The organism is Salinivibrio costicola subsp. alcaliphilus (genome assembly GCF_001996185.1).
In the GTDB taxonomy this organism is placed as follows: Bacteria; Pseudomonadota; Gammaproteobacteria; order Enterobacterales; family Vibrionaceae; genus Salinivibrio; species Salinivibrio costicola.
This window is the reverse complement of the sequence record NZ_MUFR01000026.1, coordinates 36,378-55,731: the sequence shown is the minus strand read 5'-3', so window position 1 is coordinate 55,731 and position 19,354 is coordinate 36,378. Positions and strand designations below refer to the sequence as shown.

At 47.1% G+C, this 19,354-nt stretch carries 18 protein-coding genes; 16 read left to right on the top strand and 2 right to left on the bottom strand.

Translation table 11 applies throughout. The features are described from left to right. The first annotated feature begins 338 nt into the window (after positions 1–338). The 8 genes from BZJ21_RS10270 to BZJ21_RS10235 all read left to right on the top strand — a co-directional run bounded on the left by BZJ21_RS10270 (position 339) and on the right by BZJ21_RS10235 (position 8,778). Positions 339–1,340, top strand: a complete 1,002-nt coding sequence (locus BZJ21_RS10270; RefSeq protein ID WP_077461415.1) for a bacteriohemerythrin — start codon at positions 339–341, stop codon at positions 1,338–1,340. Between the two features lie 310 nt (positions 1,341–1,650). After that, the gene (ectA, locus tag BZJ21_RS10265) at positions 1,651–2,208 is read left to right on the top strand and encodes a diaminobutyrate acetyltransferase (protein WP_021024033.1); all 558 of its coding nucleotides are present in this window, start codon (positions 1,651–1,653) and stop codon (positions 2,206–2,208) included. Positions 2,209–2,219: 11 nt separating this feature from the next. Next, entirely contained in the window at positions 2,220–3,497 is a 1,278-nt protein-coding gene (gene ectB, locus BZJ21_RS10260; protein ID WP_021024032.1) for a diaminobutyrate--2-oxoglutarate transaminase, read from the top strand. Between the two features lie 35 nt (positions 3,498–3,532). Then, the gene (locus BZJ21_RS10255) at positions 3,533–3,922 is read left to right on the top strand and encodes an ectoine synthase (protein WP_021024031.1); all 390 of its coding nucleotides are present in this window, start codon (positions 3,533–3,535) and stop codon (positions 3,920–3,922) included. 76 nt (positions 3,923–3,998) lie between these two features. Beyond that, the gene (locus tag BZJ21_RS10250; RefSeq protein WP_021024030.1) at positions 3,999–5,426 is read left to right on the top strand and encodes an aspartate kinase; all 1,428 of its coding nucleotides are present in this window, start codon (positions 3,999–4,001) and stop codon (positions 5,424–5,426) included. 182 nt (positions 5,427–5,608) lie between these two features. Continuing rightward, complete coding sequence (locus BZJ21_RS10245; protein WP_021024029.1) at positions 5,609–6,244, top strand: LysE family translocator; 636 nt, start codon at positions 5,609–5,611, stop codon at positions 6,242–6,244. 118 nt (positions 6,245–6,362) lie between these two features. Then, positions 6,363–7,892, top strand: coding sequence for a bifunctional GNAT family N-acetyltransferase/carbon-nitrogen hydrolase family protein (locus BZJ21_RS10240; RefSeq protein WP_021024028.1), 1,530 nt, complete (start codon positions 6,363–6,365; stop codon positions 7,890–7,892). 166 nt (positions 7,893–8,058) lie between these two features. After that, positions 8,059–8,778 carry a YebC/PmpR family DNA-binding transcriptional regulator gene (locus BZJ21_RS10235; RefSeq protein WP_077669725.1) on the top strand — a complete coding sequence of 240 codons (720 nt, stop codon included), beginning with the start codon at positions 8,059–8,061 and terminating at the stop codon, positions 8,776–8,778. Between the two features lie 45 nt (positions 8,779–8,823). Here the strand turns inward: BZJ21_RS10235 and BZJ21_RS10230 are convergent, their stop codons facing one another. Continuing rightward, positions 8,824–9,414, bottom strand: coding sequence for a TetR/AcrR family transcriptional regulator (locus BZJ21_RS10230; RefSeq protein ID WP_158075518.1), 591 nt, complete (start codon positions 9,412–9,414; stop codon positions 8,824–8,826). A 236-nt stretch (positions 9,415–9,650) separates the two neighbouring features. Here BZJ21_RS10230 and BZJ21_RS10225 point away from each other — a divergent pair, with 236 nt between their 5' ends. The 5 genes from BZJ21_RS10225 to BZJ21_RS10205 all read left to right on the top strand — a co-directional run bounded on the left by BZJ21_RS10225 (position 9,651) and on the right by BZJ21_RS10205 (position 15,186). Beyond that, positions 9,651–10,385 (top strand): type 2 periplasmic-binding domain-containing protein, encoded by a 735-nt coding sequence (locus BZJ21_RS10225; protein ID WP_077461418.1) that lies wholly within the window; start codon positions 9,651–9,653, stop codon positions 10,383–10,385. A gap of 145 nt (positions 10,386–10,530) precedes the next feature. Beyond that, complete coding sequence (locus BZJ21_RS10220; protein WP_025744358.1) at positions 10,531–11,031, top strand: hypothetical protein; 501 nt, start codon at positions 10,531–10,533, stop codon at positions 11,029–11,031. Positions 11,032–11,125: 94 nt separating this feature from the next. Continuing rightward, a complete protein-coding gene (locus BZJ21_RS10215) occupies positions 11,126–11,977 on the top strand; it encodes a lipase family protein (protein WP_077669723.1) in 852 nt (283 codons plus the stop codon). A 193-nt stretch (positions 11,978–12,170) separates the two neighbouring features. Beyond that, entirely contained in the window at positions 12,171–14,042 is a 1,872-nt protein-coding gene (locus BZJ21_RS10210) for a PhoX family protein (RefSeq protein WP_077669722.1), read from the top strand. A gap of 235 nt (positions 14,043–14,277) precedes the next feature. Then, positions 14,278–15,186 carry a mechanosensitive ion channel family protein gene (locus BZJ21_RS10205; RefSeq protein ID WP_077669727.1) on the top strand — a complete coding sequence of 303 codons (909 nt, stop codon included), beginning with the start codon at positions 14,278–14,280 and terminating at the stop codon, positions 15,184–15,186. A gap of 101 nt (positions 15,187–15,287) precedes the next feature. On the opposite strand, the gene BZJ21_RS10200 is transcribed toward BZJ21_RS10205, so the two are convergent. Further along, a complete protein-coding gene (locus BZJ21_RS10200; RefSeq protein WP_077461421.1) occupies positions 15,288–16,628 on the bottom strand; it encodes a magnesium transporter in 1,341 nt (446 codons plus the stop codon). Between the two features lie 211 nt (positions 16,629–16,839). On the opposite strand from BZJ21_RS10200, the gene BZJ21_RS10195 reads away from it, so the two are divergent. Genes BZJ21_RS10195 through BZJ21_RS10185 form a run of 3 tightly spaced genes read left to right on the top strand, consistent with a single transcriptional unit; the run spans position 16,840 to position 19,255 of the window. Beyond that, positions 16,840–17,280, top strand: coding sequence for an ATP-dependent zinc protease family protein (locus BZJ21_RS10195; protein ID WP_201788217.1), 441 nt, complete (start codon positions 16,840–16,842; stop codon positions 17,278–17,280). Positions 17,281–17,295: 15 nt separating this feature from the next. After that, positions 17,296–18,201, top strand: a complete 906-nt coding sequence (rimK, locus tag BZJ21_RS10190; RefSeq protein WP_025744775.1) for a 30S ribosomal protein S6--L-glutamate ligase — start codon at positions 17,296–17,298, stop codon at positions 18,199–18,201. Further along, complete coding sequence (locus BZJ21_RS10185; RefSeq protein WP_077576712.1) at positions 18,188–19,255, top strand: succinylglutamate desuccinylase/aspartoacylase family protein; 1,068 nt, start codon at positions 18,188–18,190, stop codon at positions 19,253–19,255. Before rimK ends, BZJ21_RS10185 begins: the two co-directional genes overlap by 14 nt. Positions 19,256–19,354: the final 99 nt, after the last annotated feature.

Here is a 19,354-nt window from a genome sequence, read left to right as displayed (position 1 = left end):
GGCAACAGTTTCTTGAGGATGGCGGCTTTTCTTTCTTCGGAATATCTCGGCATAGTGTCCTCCATTAGCCCTCCATAGCTGGATTTTAGGGCGATTCAAGATCTGGACAACTATCCTGACACCGGGGGGAGGTGCGCCACTTGAGATCGTGAAGCAATACCTAGATCAGCAAGAAGGGTTTGATTAAAGCCACCACTTCGTGGTGGTGCGCCTTTCACCACCACCTAAATTAACTCGCTTTGGCTCATTAGATTTAGATGGAGCACTAGGCGCTATTGGGTAGACGCTCTTGTTGCTATCCACTAGGCTGTGAGTACATCATATTGTCAGGAGGACGTATGCTATCTCCGTGCTTGATTGTCGACGATCATGAGATGATCCGAGACACGATTGGATTAATGGCACAGGCACTCGGTATTAAATCAGTGATCACCGCAGCAGACGGCGCCGAGGCGATATCTCGCGCCTATCATGACGAGCCGAGCCTTATCATTACCGATTTACAAATGGATCCTATCGATGGTTTAGAAATGTTGCGTCTCATGCGAAGTGGCCGCTATCATCTACGCCACGACACACCCATCATTATTCTGACCGCAAACGCTTCTAAAGCCGTGATCAGCGAGTGTATCCGCTTTGATGTTGACGCGTTCATGATAAAACCTGTTAAAAAGCAAGACCTTGAAAATCGTGTCAAGCAACTGTCCAAACATACCAAGGCGAAAAAACCCCCACAGTTCTATTTCGAGATGTACCAGTCTGACCCGGCCAAATCGACAGAGTTCGAGCACAATGGTGCGGTTGTGTTTACGGAAGAAGAACAACAGCAAATCGAATGCATCACCGAACCTGTAGAAGAGACGCCGATAGCGCCTGATACACTAGGAGATGTAAAGGCATCACCGCAACCCTCTAGTGAGCCCAAAGATCGCAAATTTATACGCTGGCAAGAGAAGTACACAGTCGGTCATCAAGAATTGGATAACAGCAATAAGCAATTGTTGGCTATTATCAACGATACCTACGAGGCCATTGCTTACCATCACGATGATGATGACAAAGCTGACTTCGATGCCTTAGCTCAACGTTTCCGTGACTACATCGCTTCGCACTTTCTGCTAGAAGAAGACATTCTTGAAGCACGCGCCTACCCCAAATACAAAGAGCATGCAGCCATCCATCAACGCCTAGCGCGACAGGCTCAATATGTACTGCTTCAGTGCCAGGCCGATCCCACGCTCTATCGCTCCGAGTTTTTTAAATTTCTACGCTATTGGTGGATTCATCACGTGGTTCACGAAGACACGAAATATCGCGACTTCCTGGTACAAGGTCTTTAATACTTGCGTCCCGACTCACAGCCTTGCTCAGCGCTGTGAGTCTGCCCTACATCCACAACTTACCATCCACTAGACAGCAAAAGCAGTCTGTTTAGCAAACCATCGTATCGATTGGGAACCTGCCCACACCTTTAGGCCAGTAAATGTTACGCCTCGAAACACTTACTTTAATAAAAAATTTAACAATATAAATATACATATAAATCATTAACTTAATTATTATTGACAGGCCGAACACAAAAATTCGGGGTTGATAAACCAAATCAATCGCCTATTATGTAAAGCGAATTCGTTAGAGCACAAAACAATTATGTGGCGATCAAAAACGACAGATACGGCAGTGCTGGATTCTGAAGTACTCGACCGTAAACAGACAAAATCTAACACGCAGTTCGTGTTTCGTAAGCCTGCCATCGGCGATGGTGGCAACATTTATCGACTAATCACGCAATGCCCGCCGCTGGACGTGAACTCCGCTTACTGTAATTTTTTACAGGCGACGCATTTTAAAGAAACGTGTGTTGTTGCAGAGCGAGAAGGCGATGTGCAGGGCTTCATCTCCGGTTATATCCGCCCTGAGCAGCCAGATACCTTTTTCGTCTGGCAAGTTGCGGTGTCGCCAAAAGCACGTGGTGAGGGGCTTGCCCTATCGATGATTGAGGCGCTACTGGCTCGCAAAGTCGCGCAAAACGTTCACTTCATCGAAACCACAATCACAGAAGACAACGCCGGTTCTTGGGCGCTGTTTAAAAAGGTAGACCGCCTCTATGGCTCTGGTGGTCAACGCTCGGTGTTCCTTGATGAACAAGAGCATTTCAACGGTGAGCACGACACCGAATACCTTTTCCGAATTCCACTCAAAAAATAACAGGATGAGTTATGGATATCTTTAAGTCGCAGGAATCAAATGTTCAATGTTATGCCAACAACTTTCCCGTTGTATTTGAGAGCGCAAAAGGCTGTTGGATGACTGACGTAGACGGTAAGCGCTACCTTGATTTTCTAGCCGGCGCTGGTTCACTGAACTATGGACACAATAATCCGACGCTGAAAAAAGCGCTGATCGAGTATATCGAGAAAGACGGCATTACACACGGCCTAGACATGTATACAGAGGCGAAAGCACGCTTTCTCGAAGTATTTAAAAATCACATCTTGGCCCCACGTGGTTTGGACTACAAGTTCCAATTCACAGGCCCTACTGGTACCAACGCTGTAGAAGCGGCAATGAAGCTAGCTCGCAAAGTGACTGGGCGTTCAAACATTGTTTCTTTTACTAATGGCTTCCACGGTTGTACTTATGGTGCACTCGCGGTGACAGGTAACCATCACCATCGTGGTGGCGGCGGTATTCCAGTCAATAATTCAGTCACGCGTATTCCGTATGACGGCTATGCAAACGTTGATGGTCTCACCTTGTTTGAGACGATGCTTAATGACGCTTCAAGCGGTTTAACCGGTGGTGATAAACCTGCCGCTGTATTACTTGAGGTCGTTCAAGGTGAAGGTGGCTTAAATGCCGCATCTAATGAATGGTTACAACGCTTACAAACTATCTGTAAAGCACACGATATCCTGGTGATTGTCGATGATATTCAAGCAGGTTGTGGGCGTACGGGGACTTTCTTTAGCTTTGAGCCTTCAGGCATCAACCCTGATATTGTGACCTTGTCCAAATCCATTGGTGGTTACGGCTTACCTATGGCAGTCGTTCTACTCAAACCTGAGCTAGATCAATGGGCACCGGGTGAGCATAACGGTACATTCCGTGGTAACAACCATGCCTTTGTGACCGCTGCCGAAGCCATCGAAACCTATTGGCTAGATGATCAGTTCCAAACCCATATTCAAGCGCGTGCGGATCAGCTCAACAAAGTCCTGCAAGATATGCTTGCTAAAAATAGCGACTTATTTGAGATCATCAAAGGACGAGGATTGATGCAGGGTATTGCCTGTAAGAACGGTGATATTGCCGACGACATAACCAGCTTGTGCTTTGATAATGGCATGATCATCGAAACAGCCGGCCCAGAAGACGAAGTGATTAAATTCTTCTCTCCGCTGACCGTCAGTGAAGCTGAAATGGAGAAAGGCTTACAAATTTTCGTTAAGTCCGTTGAGCAGTACAAGAAAGAGAAGCTCAAAAAAGCATCATAAAGACATAACGAATAGACAAATAATAAGGAACAATCATGATTGTCCGCACATTAGAAGAATGTCAAAACAGTGATCGCCGCGTGGTCGCAGAAAATTGGGAAAGCGTACGCATGTTGCTACGTGATGATAACATGGGATTTTCATTCCATATCACCACCATTTATGCGAACACAGACACGCATATCCATTATCAGAATCATCTAGAATCAGTCTATTGCATGTCTGGTGAGGGTGAGATTGAAACGACTGACGATGGCAAGGTTTATCCAATCAAGCCCGGCACGCTGTATATTCTAGATAAACATGACGAGCACCAGCTACGCGCAAATAAAGGTGTTGATATGGTCATGGCCTGTGTGTTCAACCCGCCTATCACAGGGAAAGAGACACACGATGAAAACGGTGTTTATCCATTAGTCGATTAACCGTCAAGGGGCAGCGGGATGCTGCCCCTGTAAACCCAATCGACCTTTTTGTTCATAAAGCCCACAAGGAGCTCACATGAATCATACCGTTGAAAAGATCGGCGGTACGTCGATGTCAGCCTATGACGCTGTCATGGATAACATCTTTTTGTACCCGTCAAACCCATATAACCGAATTTTTGTTGTTTCTGCTTACGCTGGCATCACGGATGCATTGCTGGAGTGTAAGCGTTCGGGTAAACCAGGCATTTATCGCTTACTCGCCGCGAACAACCCAAAATGGCGCGATGCGATGGATGAGCTAGAACAGCGTATGCTATTGATTAATAGCAACATGTTCCCTGACCCTGTTTTTCGTGAGCGTGCCGATAATTTTATTCGCCAGCGAATGGAAAAAGCGCATAGCTGTATCGAAGGCATACTCGAAACCTGTAACTATGGGCAGTTTTCTCTGGAAAGCTATTTGCCGCAAGTCCGTGAGTTCCTGTCGTCAATTGGTGAAGCACATAGTGCACACAACTCGACGCTGCTCCTCGAAAGTGTTGGCATCAACTCACGATTTGTCGACCTGTCTGGCTGGGACAATCCGGATGAAGGCAAAGGTGATCTCAATACAGTCATCGCCAATGCGATGGACGACATTGATTTCAGCAATGAGCTGCCCATCGTTACCGGCTACGTCTACTGTGATGAAGGTCTGATGAAGACCTACGACCGCGGCTACAGTGAAATGACCTTTAGCCGAATTGCAGTGCTGACTAAGGCAAGCAGCGCCGTGATTCATAAAGAATACCATTTGAGCAGTGCAGACCCCCGCATTGTCGGCCCTGAACGTGTACAGCCAATGGGCCTCAGCAACTACGATGTGGCTGACCAACTGGCAAACCTTGGTATGGAAGCGATTCATCCTAACGCGGCCTCTGGCATGCGCGCTGTAGGTATTGAACTGGTCGTTAAAAATACCTTTGAACCTGAGCATGCTGGTACGGTGATCTCTCACAAATACCGTCCAAAGGACAATGAGATCGAAATCATTGCTGGCCGTGACAAAGTGCTTGCGCTACACATTTTTGACCAATCAATGGTCGGACATTGCGATCAAGTCAGTTACGACGTGATGGAAATCATTCGTGAAGAGAACGTTCAGCTAATCAGTAAAGAGATGAACGCTAACTCCATTACTTACTACTTAGATGGTAAGACCGCGAGCCAAGATAAGGTCATTAATCGGGTTGAAAAGCTATATCCAAAAGCGAAGATTACCGGTGAAATGGTCGCACTGATTTCTGTTATCGGCAGCCGTATCGATTCAAACCAAACAATGAGTAAAGGGATGCTTGCGCTACTTGATGCGGAGATCAACCCTAAAGCGGCTCACTCTTCAATGCGCGATGTGGATGTGCAATACGTTGTCCTTGATAAGTATTACCATGCCGCTATCTGTGCATTACACGCTTGCTTTATTGAAAAGCCCGCACCAAAACCGACAGTGCGTGCTGCATAACCTAGCAGCAACACATTGTGAGTTTGAAAATGCCTCCAACCTGGGGGCATTTTTATGCGCATTTTTCGCGTAGTTGACCAAGCTTACCCTTATAAACCACCAGCCTAATGTTTAATCATTATTGATAATGCCTAGATAGAAGGTAAAATGCCGCACTTTATTTGGTTAAGTGTTCTTCGTTTATGATCGACCCTAATTTGCTTCCTGTTTACTTAACAGCCGTTGCCGCGCTGCTATTCGTCCCCGGGCCAGATATGTTATTGATTATTAGCGCGAGTCTTAGCTATGGTCGACGGGTCGGTGTTGCCGCGAGTTTAGGCAACGCTACCTCTGGACTGATTCTTACCGTATTAGCGGCCACTGGCGTTTCAGCCGTGATTGCAATGTCCCCGATTGCGTTAACGGTTCTCCAGTATGTTGGTGCAGCGTATCTACTCAAAATGAGTATTGATACGTGGAGAGCATCACCTGCTGAAAGCGAAGCGGTACAGTATCAACAAAAAATGGGGCGCTATCTCTATAAGCGTGCCGTGATGACGAACCTGCTCAACCCTAAAGCGTTACTCTTTTTTGTTTTATTCTTGCCGCAGTTTATCTCACAGCAGATACAAGCATCATCGAGCACTCAGCTATTAACGCTCGGCCTTCTACTTAATGCACTCGGCCTTGCGTTTAATATCATACTGGTCGCGATCGTAGGTAAACTTGGTAAGCAGATGCTGACCAACACCCACATTCAAAGCTATCAACACAAAATTATGGCCATCGTCTTTGCATTATTGGCTATTTGGCTTTTTACTCAGCAGTTATCTGTATAGCGAGCTCCGCAGCGAAGCGGTAAGCCTGCAAAGATGAAAATCCAGCAATCAACAAACGTGAACTTAGACATCAAACTTTGTCATAATGGTCGCTCAGCTATCAATAGGAGAACGTGTAATGGATGAAAACACCGCCACGCTACTTAACTTGCGTGTTATAGAAGTTAGCGATTATCAACCCTTAGCAGAGTTGATGGACCTCGTCTTTCCAGATGTCGGCGGTGCTTGGCCAAAAAGCACGATCATGCAACTGGTAACGGCCTTCCCTGATGGCCAGATATGCATTGAAGATAACGGTAAAATCGTCGCCGCTGCCCTCACACTCAAAGTCTCTTACAACCGTTTTTCTCTCCCTCATACTTATAGCGATATCATTACTGACGACGGCGTAGTGTTTCATGATGCCAAAGGTGATGCGCTTTACGGGTTAGATGTGTTCGTGCATCCGGACTACCGCGGGCACCGCTTGGGACGTCGTCTCTATGAGGCGCGCAAAGATCTTTGCCAAGCATTAAATCTAAAGGCAATTCTAGCGGGTGGGCGCATTCCTGGTTATCACAAACATACCGATGTGTCAGTGACTGACTACATTAACAAGGTAAGACGTAAAGAGATTCACGATCCTATCCTCTCGTTTCAGCTGTCTAATGACTTTGACGTCAAACGGCTAATGAATCGTTATTTGCCCGAAGATGATAAATCCGCAGGTTACGCAACATTATTGGAGTGGGATAACTTCTTTTATGAGGAAGACGCATCATCGGTGCACGATATTGATAAAACCATTGTGCGCCTCGGGGTTGTGCAATGGCAGATGCGCCACGTGTTATCCGTTGACGATCTGCTCAACCAAGCCGAGTTTTTTGTTTCTTCTTTAGCCAATTATCAATCGGACTTTGCCCTATTCCCGGAGTTTTTCTGTGCACCGTTAATGGGGCTTGCACCAGATAAACGCTCGGTGGAGGCGATACGTTTTCTTAGTGAGTTTACCCAAGCCATTAAACAACGCTTTTCTCAGCTTGCGGTGACTTACAACATCAATATTATCGCAGGGAGTATGCCCGTCCTCGAAGATGGCAAGCTCTACAATGTGTCTTACCTGATGCATCGAGACGGCAGCATTGACGAACAGTACAAAATCCATATCACGCCACATGAGCAACGAGACTGGGTGATCGATGGCGGTGATACAGTAAAAGTTATCGAAACCGACGCAGGCCGCGTTGGCATTCTTACTTGTTATGATGCGGAATTCCCAGAGTTAGGGCGGATCCTTGCCGAGCAAGGGGTACAGATTTTATTTGTTCCTTTCTGGACAGATACCAAAAATGGTTATCTTCGAGTCCGTTTGTGCGCTCAAGCTCGCGCAATTGAAAACGAATGTTATGTTGCTATTGGTGGTAGTGTCGGCAACTTGCCCCGTGTCGATAACGTTGATATTCAATATGCCCAGTCGGCGGTCTTTTCACCGTCTGATGTGTATTTCCCTCACGATGCGACACTCGCAGAGGCGAACGCAAACACGGAGATGATGATCTTCGCGGATGTTGACCTTGATAAGCTCAAAATGCTGCATGAACGAGGCTCAGTCACCAACTTGAAGCACCGCAGACCTAAGCTCTATGCCAGTCATTTAAGCCAAGAATAAGCCAAAGCCCGGTGACTCAGGCAAGGGCCATTTAGACATCAAGAGAGTGTGATTCGTGTCTATCGCACTGACTTTGTCAAAGGTCAGTGCATTTACTGGTGCAAAGGAACACTCTCTTGATAGAATTACCCCGTATCTGCGAAAGCGTTATTAAGAGAGATTCCCAATGGGACGAAGTTTTGAAGTTCGTAAAGCGTCAATGGCCAAAACCCAAGGCGCAAAAATTAAGGTTTACTCAAAATACGGTAAAGAGATTTACGTATGTGCTAAAAATGGTGGCTCAGATCCAGAGAGTAATCTATCACTGCGCCGCTTGATGGAAAAAGCCAAAAAGGATCAAGTGCCTGGGCATGTCATTGACAAGGCACTTGATAAAGCTAATGGCTCTGGTGGTGAGAACTATGAAGTAGCTCGATACGAAGGATTCGGCCCTGGTAGCTGTGCGGTGATTGTTGATTGTTTAACCGACAACAACAGCCGTACCTACATGGATGTTCGCCAATGCTTTGTCAAAAATGATGCCAAAATTGGTACACCGGGCGCGGTGTCTCATATGTTTGAACATCAAGCGGTGTTTCAATTTCAAGGTACAGATGAAGAAGGCACGCTGGAAACCCTGGTCATGGCTGATGTGGATGTCTCCGACATCGAAGCAGACGAAGGGGTGATTACGGTTTTCGCGCCTCATACAGAGTTTTTCAAAGTGAAAAATGCGCTGAGCGACTTTCTTGGCGACACGCCGATTGATCTTGAGGAGATCACCTTTGTCCCTCAAATCGATACTGAGGTCAGTGGCGATGATGTTGAACGTTTTGAAAAGTTCCTCGACATGCTTAATGATTGCGACGACGTACAAAACGTCTATCACAACGCTGAGCTAGTATAGTTCCGTGCTTGACACACTAGAGCGCCTCACCTCAGAGATGGCGCTCTATTTTTCATCAAGTTGGGTTAATAACATTTGTGAGAACAACGCCCAACTCTGACGAAACCGATCCTCGCCTTGCGATAAATAGCTTTGTAAGCCCGCCCCGAGAAAGAAAGCGTCCACTACCCGAATTGCCGTATCTATCTGATACTGCGGAATCTTCCCTTGATAAAAGTACTCAATTGCTCGGGTATATTCAGTTAAGCCGTGCTGAGAAAAACGTTGTATTGCCGCACGAAATTGCCCATCAAATAATGCTTGAGTCGTGAAGCTATACATCGCCTTCATCGCATAAGGCTCGCATTGCATGGTCAGGTATAAGGTATCGCCTGTCACCGCTAAATAACTGTCAAAGTCCTCGAAATTAGCCGGTTCAGCCACGGCTAAAAACATCGAAATGAGCTCATCCACAGCCGCATATTTTACTGCATCAAGATTATCAAAGTGATGATAGAGCGCGCCTTTGCTGATCCCCGCTTTTTTACCCAACTTTGTTGCTGTGAGTGCCGCAAGCCCTTCATTACCAACGATTTCCAATGTGGTTGAAAGAATATGTTGCCGCATCGCCCGCGACGCAATTTCATGCTTATTCATCGTTATTTGATCAAATTTGAAAGTCCAAGTGAAAAAATAAAACATACCGAATGTTCATTCAAATATTTACGCGCAAAATGTGACCGATAACCGAATGATTTATCGACAGCTATGCGTGCCAAAAAAAGGATAAGTGAAAGTCGATGTTGTAAAATAACAGCCGAGTACGCAAAGACAGGTGCGGTCTCTGTGTCTACAATAACAAGAGGAAAATCAACGAAAGTCGGATAGGAACGATGAAAAGATTATGGGCTTTATTACTGATTATGAGTGTCTCGGTATCCGTGAATGCCAAAACGACTTATGTGGTAGGCGTACAGAGCTTTTCTCAGTATTATCCCTTTTCAGCGTATTCTAATCGCAGTTATTCAGGGTTTAATCGCGAGTTACTCGATATGTTCGCCAACACGCATCACTATCGCTTTGTGTACAAAGCTTTACCACTCACAAGCCTTCCTTCCCGTTTTGTCGATGGTGTCGTTGATCTTAAATATCCAGATAGTCCCGATTGGGATCGCGACATCAAAAAAGGCGTCAATGTCATTTATAGTGAGCCTGTGGTTGATTATATCGACGGCGTCATGGTTATCGACCAAAACTATGGCCAACCTATTGACCAATTACAGCGACTAGGAACCGTCGTAGGCTTTACCCCTGAACTTTATCAATCACGTATCCGTTCGGGCCAAACACGCTTAAATGAGAGCTACAAATATGATTCTTTGATGATGAAGCTTGTCAGCGGTCGTATTGATGGCGGCTATGCCAATATCGCTGTTGCACAGTTTTATCTTGATCAAATGGGCTTTAAAAAAGGATCGGTACGCTTTGATGATACCTTGCCCCATGAAAAAGGGACTCGACGGCTTTCCACCATCCATCATCCCAAGCTCATCGACGAATTCAATCAGTTTCTATCCGATAAGCAAGAGGCGATATCTGCACTAAAAGCGCGCTATGGCATAGAGTAAGGGAGGATTATCAGAGCAACGCTGTCAACGCCTTCCTTTGAGGGAGCGAATCAGTTAATGCTTTAATTCAGTATACGATATTGTATACTCGAGCCGCCCGTTCGGGCAGGATAAGTGTGTTGTGTCAATATAGTGAAGAGTACTCTTGAATAATCAGCTTATCAGTTTGGATTTATTTTACGCGATAGAGCATCTAATGCCCGGTAAGCGCACGGCGGCATTGTTTCGTCGCTCGATCAAACATCTCCCTGTCACGACCTTGTCTCTCCCTCACTATGATTCTGCAGCCGGACTTCAGCTCGCGCTCTTTCGCCACTGTCGAAACTATGTCGCGTTTACGCAAGGCAAACCCATCTCACCCGATTTTGACTTTTCTGGTACCGCTGAACAGATCCTAGCGGCAGAGTCGGTAATGAAGGCATTTATTCGCGGCGCCTATTGGTGGGTTGAGTATCATATGGGGCTATATCGTGAAGACTGGAGTCAAGAGCAGACGCAACGTTGGTTAAGAGATTTACGGCTGTTGGTACAAGTTATTATTGGGATTGGTAATTGCACGAATGCTGCCTTTTTAATCACCCACCGTGGCCCGATTCAAGCGCTCACTTATGATACGCATTTAGAACCCTTCCTAAACAATTATTAGCGCGGTGATTGAGCGCGCTATTCATTGACCGTTTCGCTGTTTCGTCATGTTTTTTCGATAGCCTGAGTTCAATACTCATAAAATAGGCTCTTGTATGAAGCGATTGAAACGCTATCAATATGAGCGATACGCCATACTCTGTCGTGCCTCTTACCCTACCTATTTTGATCACACCCAGTATGGATTCAGTCCCCATGGCCGGCGTGATATTTATGACCGATGGAGACGATGTATTATCCGGGTGCTGTGGCGGGAAAACGATGATGCGGTCGTGGTCTTTCGTGGTTCGCAAACCGCCTGGGATTGGTTGGTCAACTGTGCGTGCACGCCTAAAACGATCACTATCGATGGTAAGAAGTGTCACGTCCATTGGGGGTTTCACTATCTTCTCACACAAAAAAGTTTGTCATGGCAACCTCACAAACGCCAATACCGACACATGACAGACAGCCAATTTGCCGATATTGCCCAAGCGGCCGATCACACCGTGCTTGAAGGAGAGACAGTACTCACTAAATTAATCTCTGCGTTAACCCCTTTTTTACACGCAGGTAAACATATTTCTTTTATCGGCCATTCTTCAGGGGGCGCCATGGCGATTGTCGCTGCAGCAAAGCTAAATCATCAATTTGGCGGGGCGATCAAGCGCATCGTGACGTTTGGACAGCCGGCTGCCGGAATGTGGCGTTTTAAGCAATTATACCCTTTCTCAACACGTACCTATCGTATCTGTTGTGATGTCGATATGGTCACATTCTTACCTGCCATTCCCTTCGTGTACTGGCATGTAGGACGATTACTTTGGTTACACGAGAATAAAATTTATACCAATACACCCTCTTTATTCCGAATCTTGCGCGTCCTCTATAGTTGGTTAACGCGCCCGATTGCCTACCATTACATGGATAAATATATCCGGCGCAAGGATTACTTTGACCAGCACTAGCCCTCACATCAGTCAGGCGGTGAAGTGTAAACTATGTTGAAGCGTGATCCTGTGCGCACGGATCCCGGCTGACTCGAGAAGTTAACCAATGATTCATGAGGTTTTAACAGTGGCTCACCATGCTCGCAGACGCGCCCACAATTTATGATGGGTCAGTATAACTATTTAATCACGATCAGAAAGGAACCATGCCGTGAGCAAGCATATTGATCAACGTCCATTAGATACAGAGCCTGACTTCAACCGCTTTATTGATGCAGCATTAAGTCGTCGCCGTTTTTTACAAGGCACCGGAGCGGCCAGTGCTGTCGCTTTTTTTGCTGCCAATCCAGTTGCGAAAGCAGTAGCAGATACAATGAGCCAAAGTGAACTGCTCGGCTTTGAGGCGATCCCAACATCAACAACTGATACAGTGAACGTACCTTCAGGATATAAAGCTGACGTACTGGTCTCTTGGGGCGATCCTCTTTTCGCTAACGCACCTGCTTTTTCCCAACAAAATGGCGCCGATGCCCAAGCACTCCAATTTGGTGATAATAATGATGGCATGACGTTTTTTCCTCTAGCCAGTGATCGTGCTTTATTAGCGGTAAATAATGAATACATCAATGATGAATATTTATTTGAGCACGGCGGTAAAAATATTTCGGCCGATGATGCACGTAAGTCACAAGCGGCGCATGGCGTCTCTTTGGTTGAGTTGAAAAAAATGGATGGCCGCTGGCACGTCAACCAAGAGGGCCGCTTGAATCGTCGTATTACGGCCTACACTGAAATGGCCATGACGGGCCCCGCAGCCGGGCATTCGTTACTCAAAACCGCCGCCGATCCTTCAGGAAAAAAGATCCTGGGCACCTTTAACAATTGCGCTAATGGCGAAACACCCTGGGGCACGTACCTGACTTGCGAAGAGAACTTTAACGGCTATTTTGCCAGCGCAAAAAACGTTACCTTGGGCAAAACGTATCAGCGCTACGGTATCAGCGATTCTGATTGGGGCTATGATTGGTACAAACATGACGAACGCTTCGATGTGGCTAAACATCCCAACGAGCCACATCGCTTTGGTTGGGTGGTTGAAATTGATCCTATGGATCCGAACTCAACGCCGAAAAAGCGCAGTGCACTAGGGCGCTTTAAACACGAGAATGCCGCACTCACTGTTAATGACGATGGTCATGTTGTGGTTTACATGGGTGACGACGAGCGTGGCGAACACCTTTATAAATTTGTCTCTGAGGGAAAATACGATCCGAGTAAAGGTAGCGCTAATCGTGATTTGCTCGAAAATGGCACCTTGTATGTCGCCAAATTTACTGGCAGCGACGACGAGCTAAACGGCCAAGGTGAATGGTTAGCGCTGACCTTTGGCAAAAACGGTCTCACGCCAGAAAACGGCTTTCCTGATGAGGCCAGCGTGCTCATTTTTGCCCGAGAAGCAGCAACACAAGTGGGGGCCACTACCATGGACCGCCCAGAATGGGTGGCCGTGCATGCCGACAAAAAACACGTTTTCTGCACGTTAACCAATAATAAGTACCGCGGCGTCAAAGACAATCACCCCCTCAATGCCGCTAACCCCCGCACGGAAAATCCTTATGGCCATATTATTCGTTGGGCTCCTACTCAAGGCGATCATACCCGTGACACCTTTGAGTGGGATATTTTTGTGATGGCAGGCCATCCTGAAAAGCAATCTGGCCTAATGGCAGGCACAGACAACATCAACAAAGACAATATGTTTAACAGCCCGGACGGCATCGGCTTTGATCGCGCCGGACGTCTTTGGATCCAAACCGACGGCAATTATTCCAACGAAGGCGATTTTGCCGGCATGGGCAATAACCAAATGTTATGCGCGGATACTCAAACAGGCGAAATTCGTCGCTTCCTCACTGGGCCTACCTCATGTGAGATCACTGGGCTGACGTTTACCCCTGATTCACGCACTATGTTTGTCGGCGTCCAACACCCTGGTGCTCACTTTCCTGCTGGTGGCAACGCTATACCGCGCTCTTCGGTCATCATGATCACCAAAGAAGACGGCGGAGTCATTGGTAGTTAAGCCGTTTAACTCACGAATTGCCGCCAAGGCCCTTGTGTTTATGAGGGCTTTTTTATATGTCGTGCAAATCACCACACCCGGCGTTCAAACACGTGCGGCCCATAAGCTTATATCTTGGTGCCGAGCAGCTGAATGAACACTATTTGCAAAGTATGCGTTTTATTTTTGTTAACTTAGGGGCAGAATAGCGCCATCACTCGGGTAGGCGTTAACGGAAACCATGGAGATAGATTTGTTGTCTGAGTTAAGCAATATTGTCCAACTACTGTTAGAAAACAAGTTATTAACCACCATCGGAGTGGTTGTCGTAGTCAGTCTCGTTCGCCGACTGATCCTACGCCACATTCGTGGTGACAGTAATTTTCTTAGCGAAGATCAGCGTAAATGGATGTCTCGCACGAAAAACGGGGCGTTTACTACCCTGTTACTTTTTCTATTCCTGTTTTGGAACACCGAAATCAATGAATTTGCGTTATCATTGACTGCCATCGCCGTTGCTGTTGTCGTCGCCTCAAAAGAGATCATTTTATGTTTCACCGGTTCAATTCAACGCGCGAGCTCTCGCTCGTTTCGTATTGGCGATTGGATTGAAGTCGGTAACACACGCGGTGAGGTGATCGAACACAATTTAATGGCGACGAAAATTCAAGAAATTGATACCCATAATGGCCATTATTGCTACACCGGAAAAACCGCGACCCTCCCAAATAGCTTGTTCTTTGCCACCACGGTGAAAAATCTTAACTTTATGAAGCGGTATGTGTATCACCATTTTCATCTGGTGATCCGCGGCGATATTAATTTATATCCGCATATTCCCGCGTTATTGGCACGTATTGACGATCATAGTGAAGATTTTATGGATATCGCTCGGCGATACAATCATGTGATAGAGCGTCATGCGGGCGTCGATTTACCCGGCCCTGAGCCACATTTATATTTATCGCACACCGAAACAGGCGAACAGCTTGTTCACGTTCGACTCTTTTGCCCAACAGAGCGCGCAGCGGAACTGGAGCAGCTGATCCGTGAAGATATTATGACATTGTATTGCGAGAAGCTGCTTCCCATCGCAGACGGTAAACAACTGGAAGCGGAAGAGCCACAGACAACAGATACCTCTGTGCCGTTGGCCAACGCGTAACAACTAGAAGCGCTCATTCCCCTCATGAGCGCTTTTTTGATCGAAAGCACTTTTTTCGAAAGATTTTGGGGTCGAAAAAAGCAAATTATCGTCGAAAAAAATTATAGCAGAAACAGTGTCCCTAAACCCAAAAAGGCGACAAAGCCGACAATGTCCGTCACTGTGGTTAAGATCACTGAGCCGGAGAGTGCTGGGTCAATTTTCAGTTTATTTAATAGCACTGGAATAAATATTCCTGCCAAGGCGGCACTGATAATATTAGCGACTATTGCACTCCCAATCACCGCACCTAAGCCCCAACTATCAAACCAATATCCTGCAATAACACCAATCACCACAGCCCATAAAATCCCATTAAATAAGCCGACTTTAAACTCTTTCGTAAGCAGGGGTTTTAAGTTGGCCTTAGAAATTTGTCCAAGTGCTAAACCACGTACGATCAAGGTGAGCGTTTGGCTGCCGGCAATTCCTCCCATGGATGCAACAACTGGCATTAATACCGCCAGCGCCACCACTTGTTGTAGCGTAGCTTCAAACAAACCGATAAACCAGGAGGCGAGAAAGGCCGTCATTAAGTTGATACCCAGCCATAGTGCGCGATTTCGAGCACTTTTCATCACCGGCGAGAATAAGTCCTCGTCTTCATCTAGACCCGCAGAGGCCATAATTTGCGCTTCGGCGCGCTCGGCTTGCATCTCATAGGCGGTGCCCAAATCGAAACGACCAATCAAGAGCCCTCCCTCGTCGAGTACGGGTAAGGCAATCTCTTCACTGTTTGCCACTTTGTCAGCACTGGCGTAGATGTCGTCGCGCGCATTCAAGCTAGGAAATTGGTCTCGAACCAGCTCGCTAATTTTTAATCGTCCATCCGCGCCAAATAACTGGTGGATTGGCACCGCACCCACCCAAAAACCTCGACTATCGACCACAAATACGTGATCACAATACTTTGGCATGACACGCCGCAACCATCGTAATACCACGTTAATTTTCGTTTTTGCAGGGACGACCAAAGGCTGATGATCACACCAATGCCCAACCTGATTATCTGCATACTGCTGGGCGGAGGCATAACGTTGCTTTTGCTCTGAATCCATCCGACCTAGCGCTTCTTCCAGTAATGGCTCGGTCAGCACATCTTGCAGCTCAAGTAAGGTATCAGCATCCAAGTTGGCGAATAGTGCATGCAACTGATCATCATCCACCGCACGGATAATCGCTTCACTGGCATCATCTCGCATTTCAGCCAGCACAGGCAGCTGCAATGACGACGACAGTTGTTCCCAGAATCCCACACGATCGGTCAACGGTAAGGCTTCTAACAATAACGCAAGGCTATCTAAACTATGTGCTTGCTCAATATCTTGCACGACATCAAGCGAACCTTGATCGACTTTTGACAGCAGATCATCAATCACTTCTTGTCTCTCACTGGTTTGCATGGTATTTCCTTTATAACGAAACCATGGGCGGAAAACGCATTGGCTAGGCCCGATGAGGATCATCCGTCACCCCCAAAATGCCATGACATCGCCGCAATTGGTATGCGATGGTTATCACATATCATCGCTGATTTTTCTGATTCTTACCACGCATAATCATTATCGCTTCTATGGTGAGACAAGGGCTAAATAACAACGAGTAATGATGACAATGCCTGTAAAATCGAACGATAAAGTCTGTGTCGGTTGGCGCGAATGGGTGAGCCTTCCTGAGCTCGATATAGCCCGCATCAAAGCGAAAATCGATACGGGTGCACGCACCTCCTGTTTACACACGTTTAAAATTGAAGAGTTCGAGAAAAGCGGCCAGGCGTGGGTAAGATTCTGGGTCCATCCGAACCAAGGCGATGACGAAACCGCTATTCAAGCCGAAGCACCGGTTCTCGCACGACGCCTCGTACGTGATTCCGGAGGACACGAGCAACTACGATATGTGATACAAACAACGATAAAAGCGGGAACCTTGTGTTATCCCATCGAAATGACACTCACCGCACGCGATAACATGCGATTTCGTATGTTACTGGGACGCACCGCAATGGCAGGTAAGATCATTGTCGATCCCATGTCTTCATTCCTCCTCGGTAAATAAGGAGCCCCAAGCGCAATGAAAATCGGTATTCTTTCGCGTAACAAAAATCTTTACTCTACGCGCCGCCTCATCGAAGCCTGCGAACAACGTGGCCATGATTACAAGATCATCGACGCATTACGCTGCTATATGAGTATCAACTCAACCCAACCGTCTATTCATTTAGCAGGGGAAGATCTCGGTGGGTTCGATGCGATTATTCCACGTATTGGCGCGTCCGTTACCTACTATGGCTGTGCTGTTTTACGCCAGTTTGAAATGATGGGCGTCTTTCCGATGAACGAGTCTGTCGCCATCACACGTTCGCGGGATAAGCTGCGTTCTATGCAGCTGCTATCACGCAAAGGCATCGGTATGCCGCACACTGGTTTTGCCAGTAAACCGGGTGATATTGCCGATTTGCTGACGATGGTCGGAGGCACGCCAGTGGTGGTGAAACTGCTTGAGGGAACCCAAGGTATTGGCGTTGTGCTCGCCGAGACCAAAAAAGCCGCAGAAAGTGTGATCGAAGCATTTATGGGCCTTAAAGCCGATATCTTAGTGCAAGAATATATTCGAGAATCAAGCGGTGCTGATATTCGCTGCTTTGTTATCGGCGATAAGGTGATTGCGTCGATGAAACGCCAAGCACAACCTGGCGAGTTTCGATCGAATCTTCATCGTGGCGGGACCGCGACCCTCGTTCGGATCACACCTACAGAGCGCAGAACCGCAGTGGCGGCAGCCAAAGCCATGGGACTGAATGTCGCGGGCGTCGATCTGTTACGTTCAGAACGTGGCCCGTTGGTCATGGAAGTCAATTCATCACCAGGTTTAGAAGGCATCGAGCGCGCAACAGGAAAAGATGTTGCCGGACTAGTGATTGATTATATAGAAAAAAATGCCAAACCTCAGAGGACACGCACACGTGGGAAGGGCTAAACAAAGCGACGCCATCGAGATCGGTGGACAACATATTCAAGCCGGTCAGCGAGCGAGTCTCGAACTTGAAATTGCTCGTTTGTACACACATTCACCGCTTAACGTCAGTGTTGAAGTACTGCATGGTAAGTTAAATGGCCCTGTGCTGCTTGTTTGTGCCGCCATCCACGGAGATGAGCTCAACGGTATTGAAGTGGTTCGTCAAGTCATGGCCAAAATCGATCCGAAAAAGTTACATGGCACCTTAATCGCGATTCCTGTTGTGAATGTGTTTGGGTTTATTCACAAATCACGGTATCTCCCTGACCGCCGAGATTTAAATCGCTCATTCCCCGGATCAGAGCGAGGATCAATAGCGGGAAGAATGGCGTATCAGCTCTTTGAGCAAGTGATTCGCCAATGTAGCCATGTTATCGATTTACATACCGCGGCCATTCATCGCACCAACCTGCCTCAGATTAGAGCCAATCTGGAGAATCAAGAGGCGGCGGCGATGGCAACCGCATTTGGCGCGCCTGTGGTGGTCGATGCCGCATTGCGTGAAGGATCGCTACGCGCCGAAGCTGAGCGTATTGATATTCCCGTGATCACCTATGAAGCCGGTGAGGCGCTTCGTTTTGAGCCTTATGCGATTAATGCCGGTGTACGAGGGGTGATTCGTGTGATGCGCTATCTGGGCATGTTACGCCAAACACGTCGAAAAACGCCTTATCAGCCCGTCACAGCCCGATCAACAAAATGGGTGCGTGCAGAAGCCGATGGTTTATTGAGAAGTCACGTGGCGCTTGGACAAAGTGTCAACCGCGATCAAGTCATTGGCATTATCAGTGATCCCGCAGGCACAACAGAAACCGAAATCAAAGCCCAGCAAAGTGGTATCGTCATTGGTCAGCATACCCTCCCTGTAGTGAATGAAGGGGATGCGATTTTCCATATTGCGTTCTTCTCACAGCCCGATGACTTGATTGAGCAACATATGGAAGATTATCGCGATCAAGTGAAAGATGATCTCGATGATGAAATAAAATGGGGGATTGGCACCCTATCAAGTTGATCCCAGCAGTAAAAAGCAACCGTACTACTTGCATCGATCACCAGGATTCATAACACTAGACGCCTGTAGCACGGACTCCTGTCCGGTCAACAAGAGGAA

Bases quoted from the DNA above. Each gene is read 5' to 3' on its own strand.
- BZJ21_RS10235 (WP_077669725.1), top strand. From the start codon at position 8,059: ATGGGACGAAGTTTTGAAGTTCGTAAAGCGTCAATGGCCAAAACCCAA.
- BZJ21_RS10215 (WP_077669723.1), top strand. From the start codon at position 11,126: ATGAAGCGATTGAAACGCTATCAATATGAGCGATACGCCATACTCTGT.
- BZJ21_RS10195 (WP_201788217.1), top strand. From the start codon at position 16,840: ATGCCTGTAAAATCGAACGATAAAGTCTGTGTCGGTTGGCGCGAATGG.
- ectA (WP_021024033.1), top strand. From the start codon at position 1,651: ATGTGGCGATCAAAAACGACAGATACGGCAGTGCTGGATTCTGAAGTA.
- ectB (WP_021024032.1), top strand. From the start codon at position 2,220: ATGGATATCTTTAAGTCGCAGGAATCAAATGTTCAATGTTATGCCAAC.
- BZJ21_RS10240 (WP_021024028.1), top strand. From the start codon at position 6,363: ATGGATGAAAACACCGCCACGCTACTTAACTTGCGTGTTATAGAAGTT.
- BZJ21_RS10230 (WP_158075518.1), bottom strand. From the start codon at position 9,414: ATGAATAAGCATGAAATTGCGTCGCGGGCGATGCGGCAACATATTCTT.
- BZJ21_RS10250 (WP_021024030.1), top strand. From the start codon at position 3,999: ATGAATCATACCGTTGAAAAGATCGGCGGTACGTCGATGTCAGCCTAT.
- BZJ21_RS10255 (WP_021024031.1), top strand. From the start codon at position 3,533: ATGATTGTCCGCACATTAGAAGAATGTCAAAACAGTGATCGCCGCGTG.
- BZJ21_RS10225 (WP_077461418.1), top strand. From the start codon at position 9,651: ATGAAAAGATTATGGGCTTTATTACTGATTATGAGTGTCTCGGTATCC.
- BZJ21_RS10245 (WP_021024029.1), top strand. From the start codon at position 5,609: ATGATCGACCCTAATTTGCTTCCTGTTTACTTAACAGCCGTTGCCGCG.
- rimK (WP_025744775.1), top strand. From the start codon at position 17,296: ATGAAAATCGGTATTCTTTCGCGTAACAAAAATCTTTACTCTACGCGC.
- BZJ21_RS10200 (WP_077461421.1), bottom strand. From the start codon at position 16,628: ATGCAAACCAGTGAGAGACAAGAAGTGATTGATGATCTGCTGTCAAAA.
- BZJ21_RS10270 (WP_077461415.1), top strand. From the start codon at position 339: ATGCTATCTCCGTGCTTGATTGTCGACGATCATGAGATGATCCGAGAC.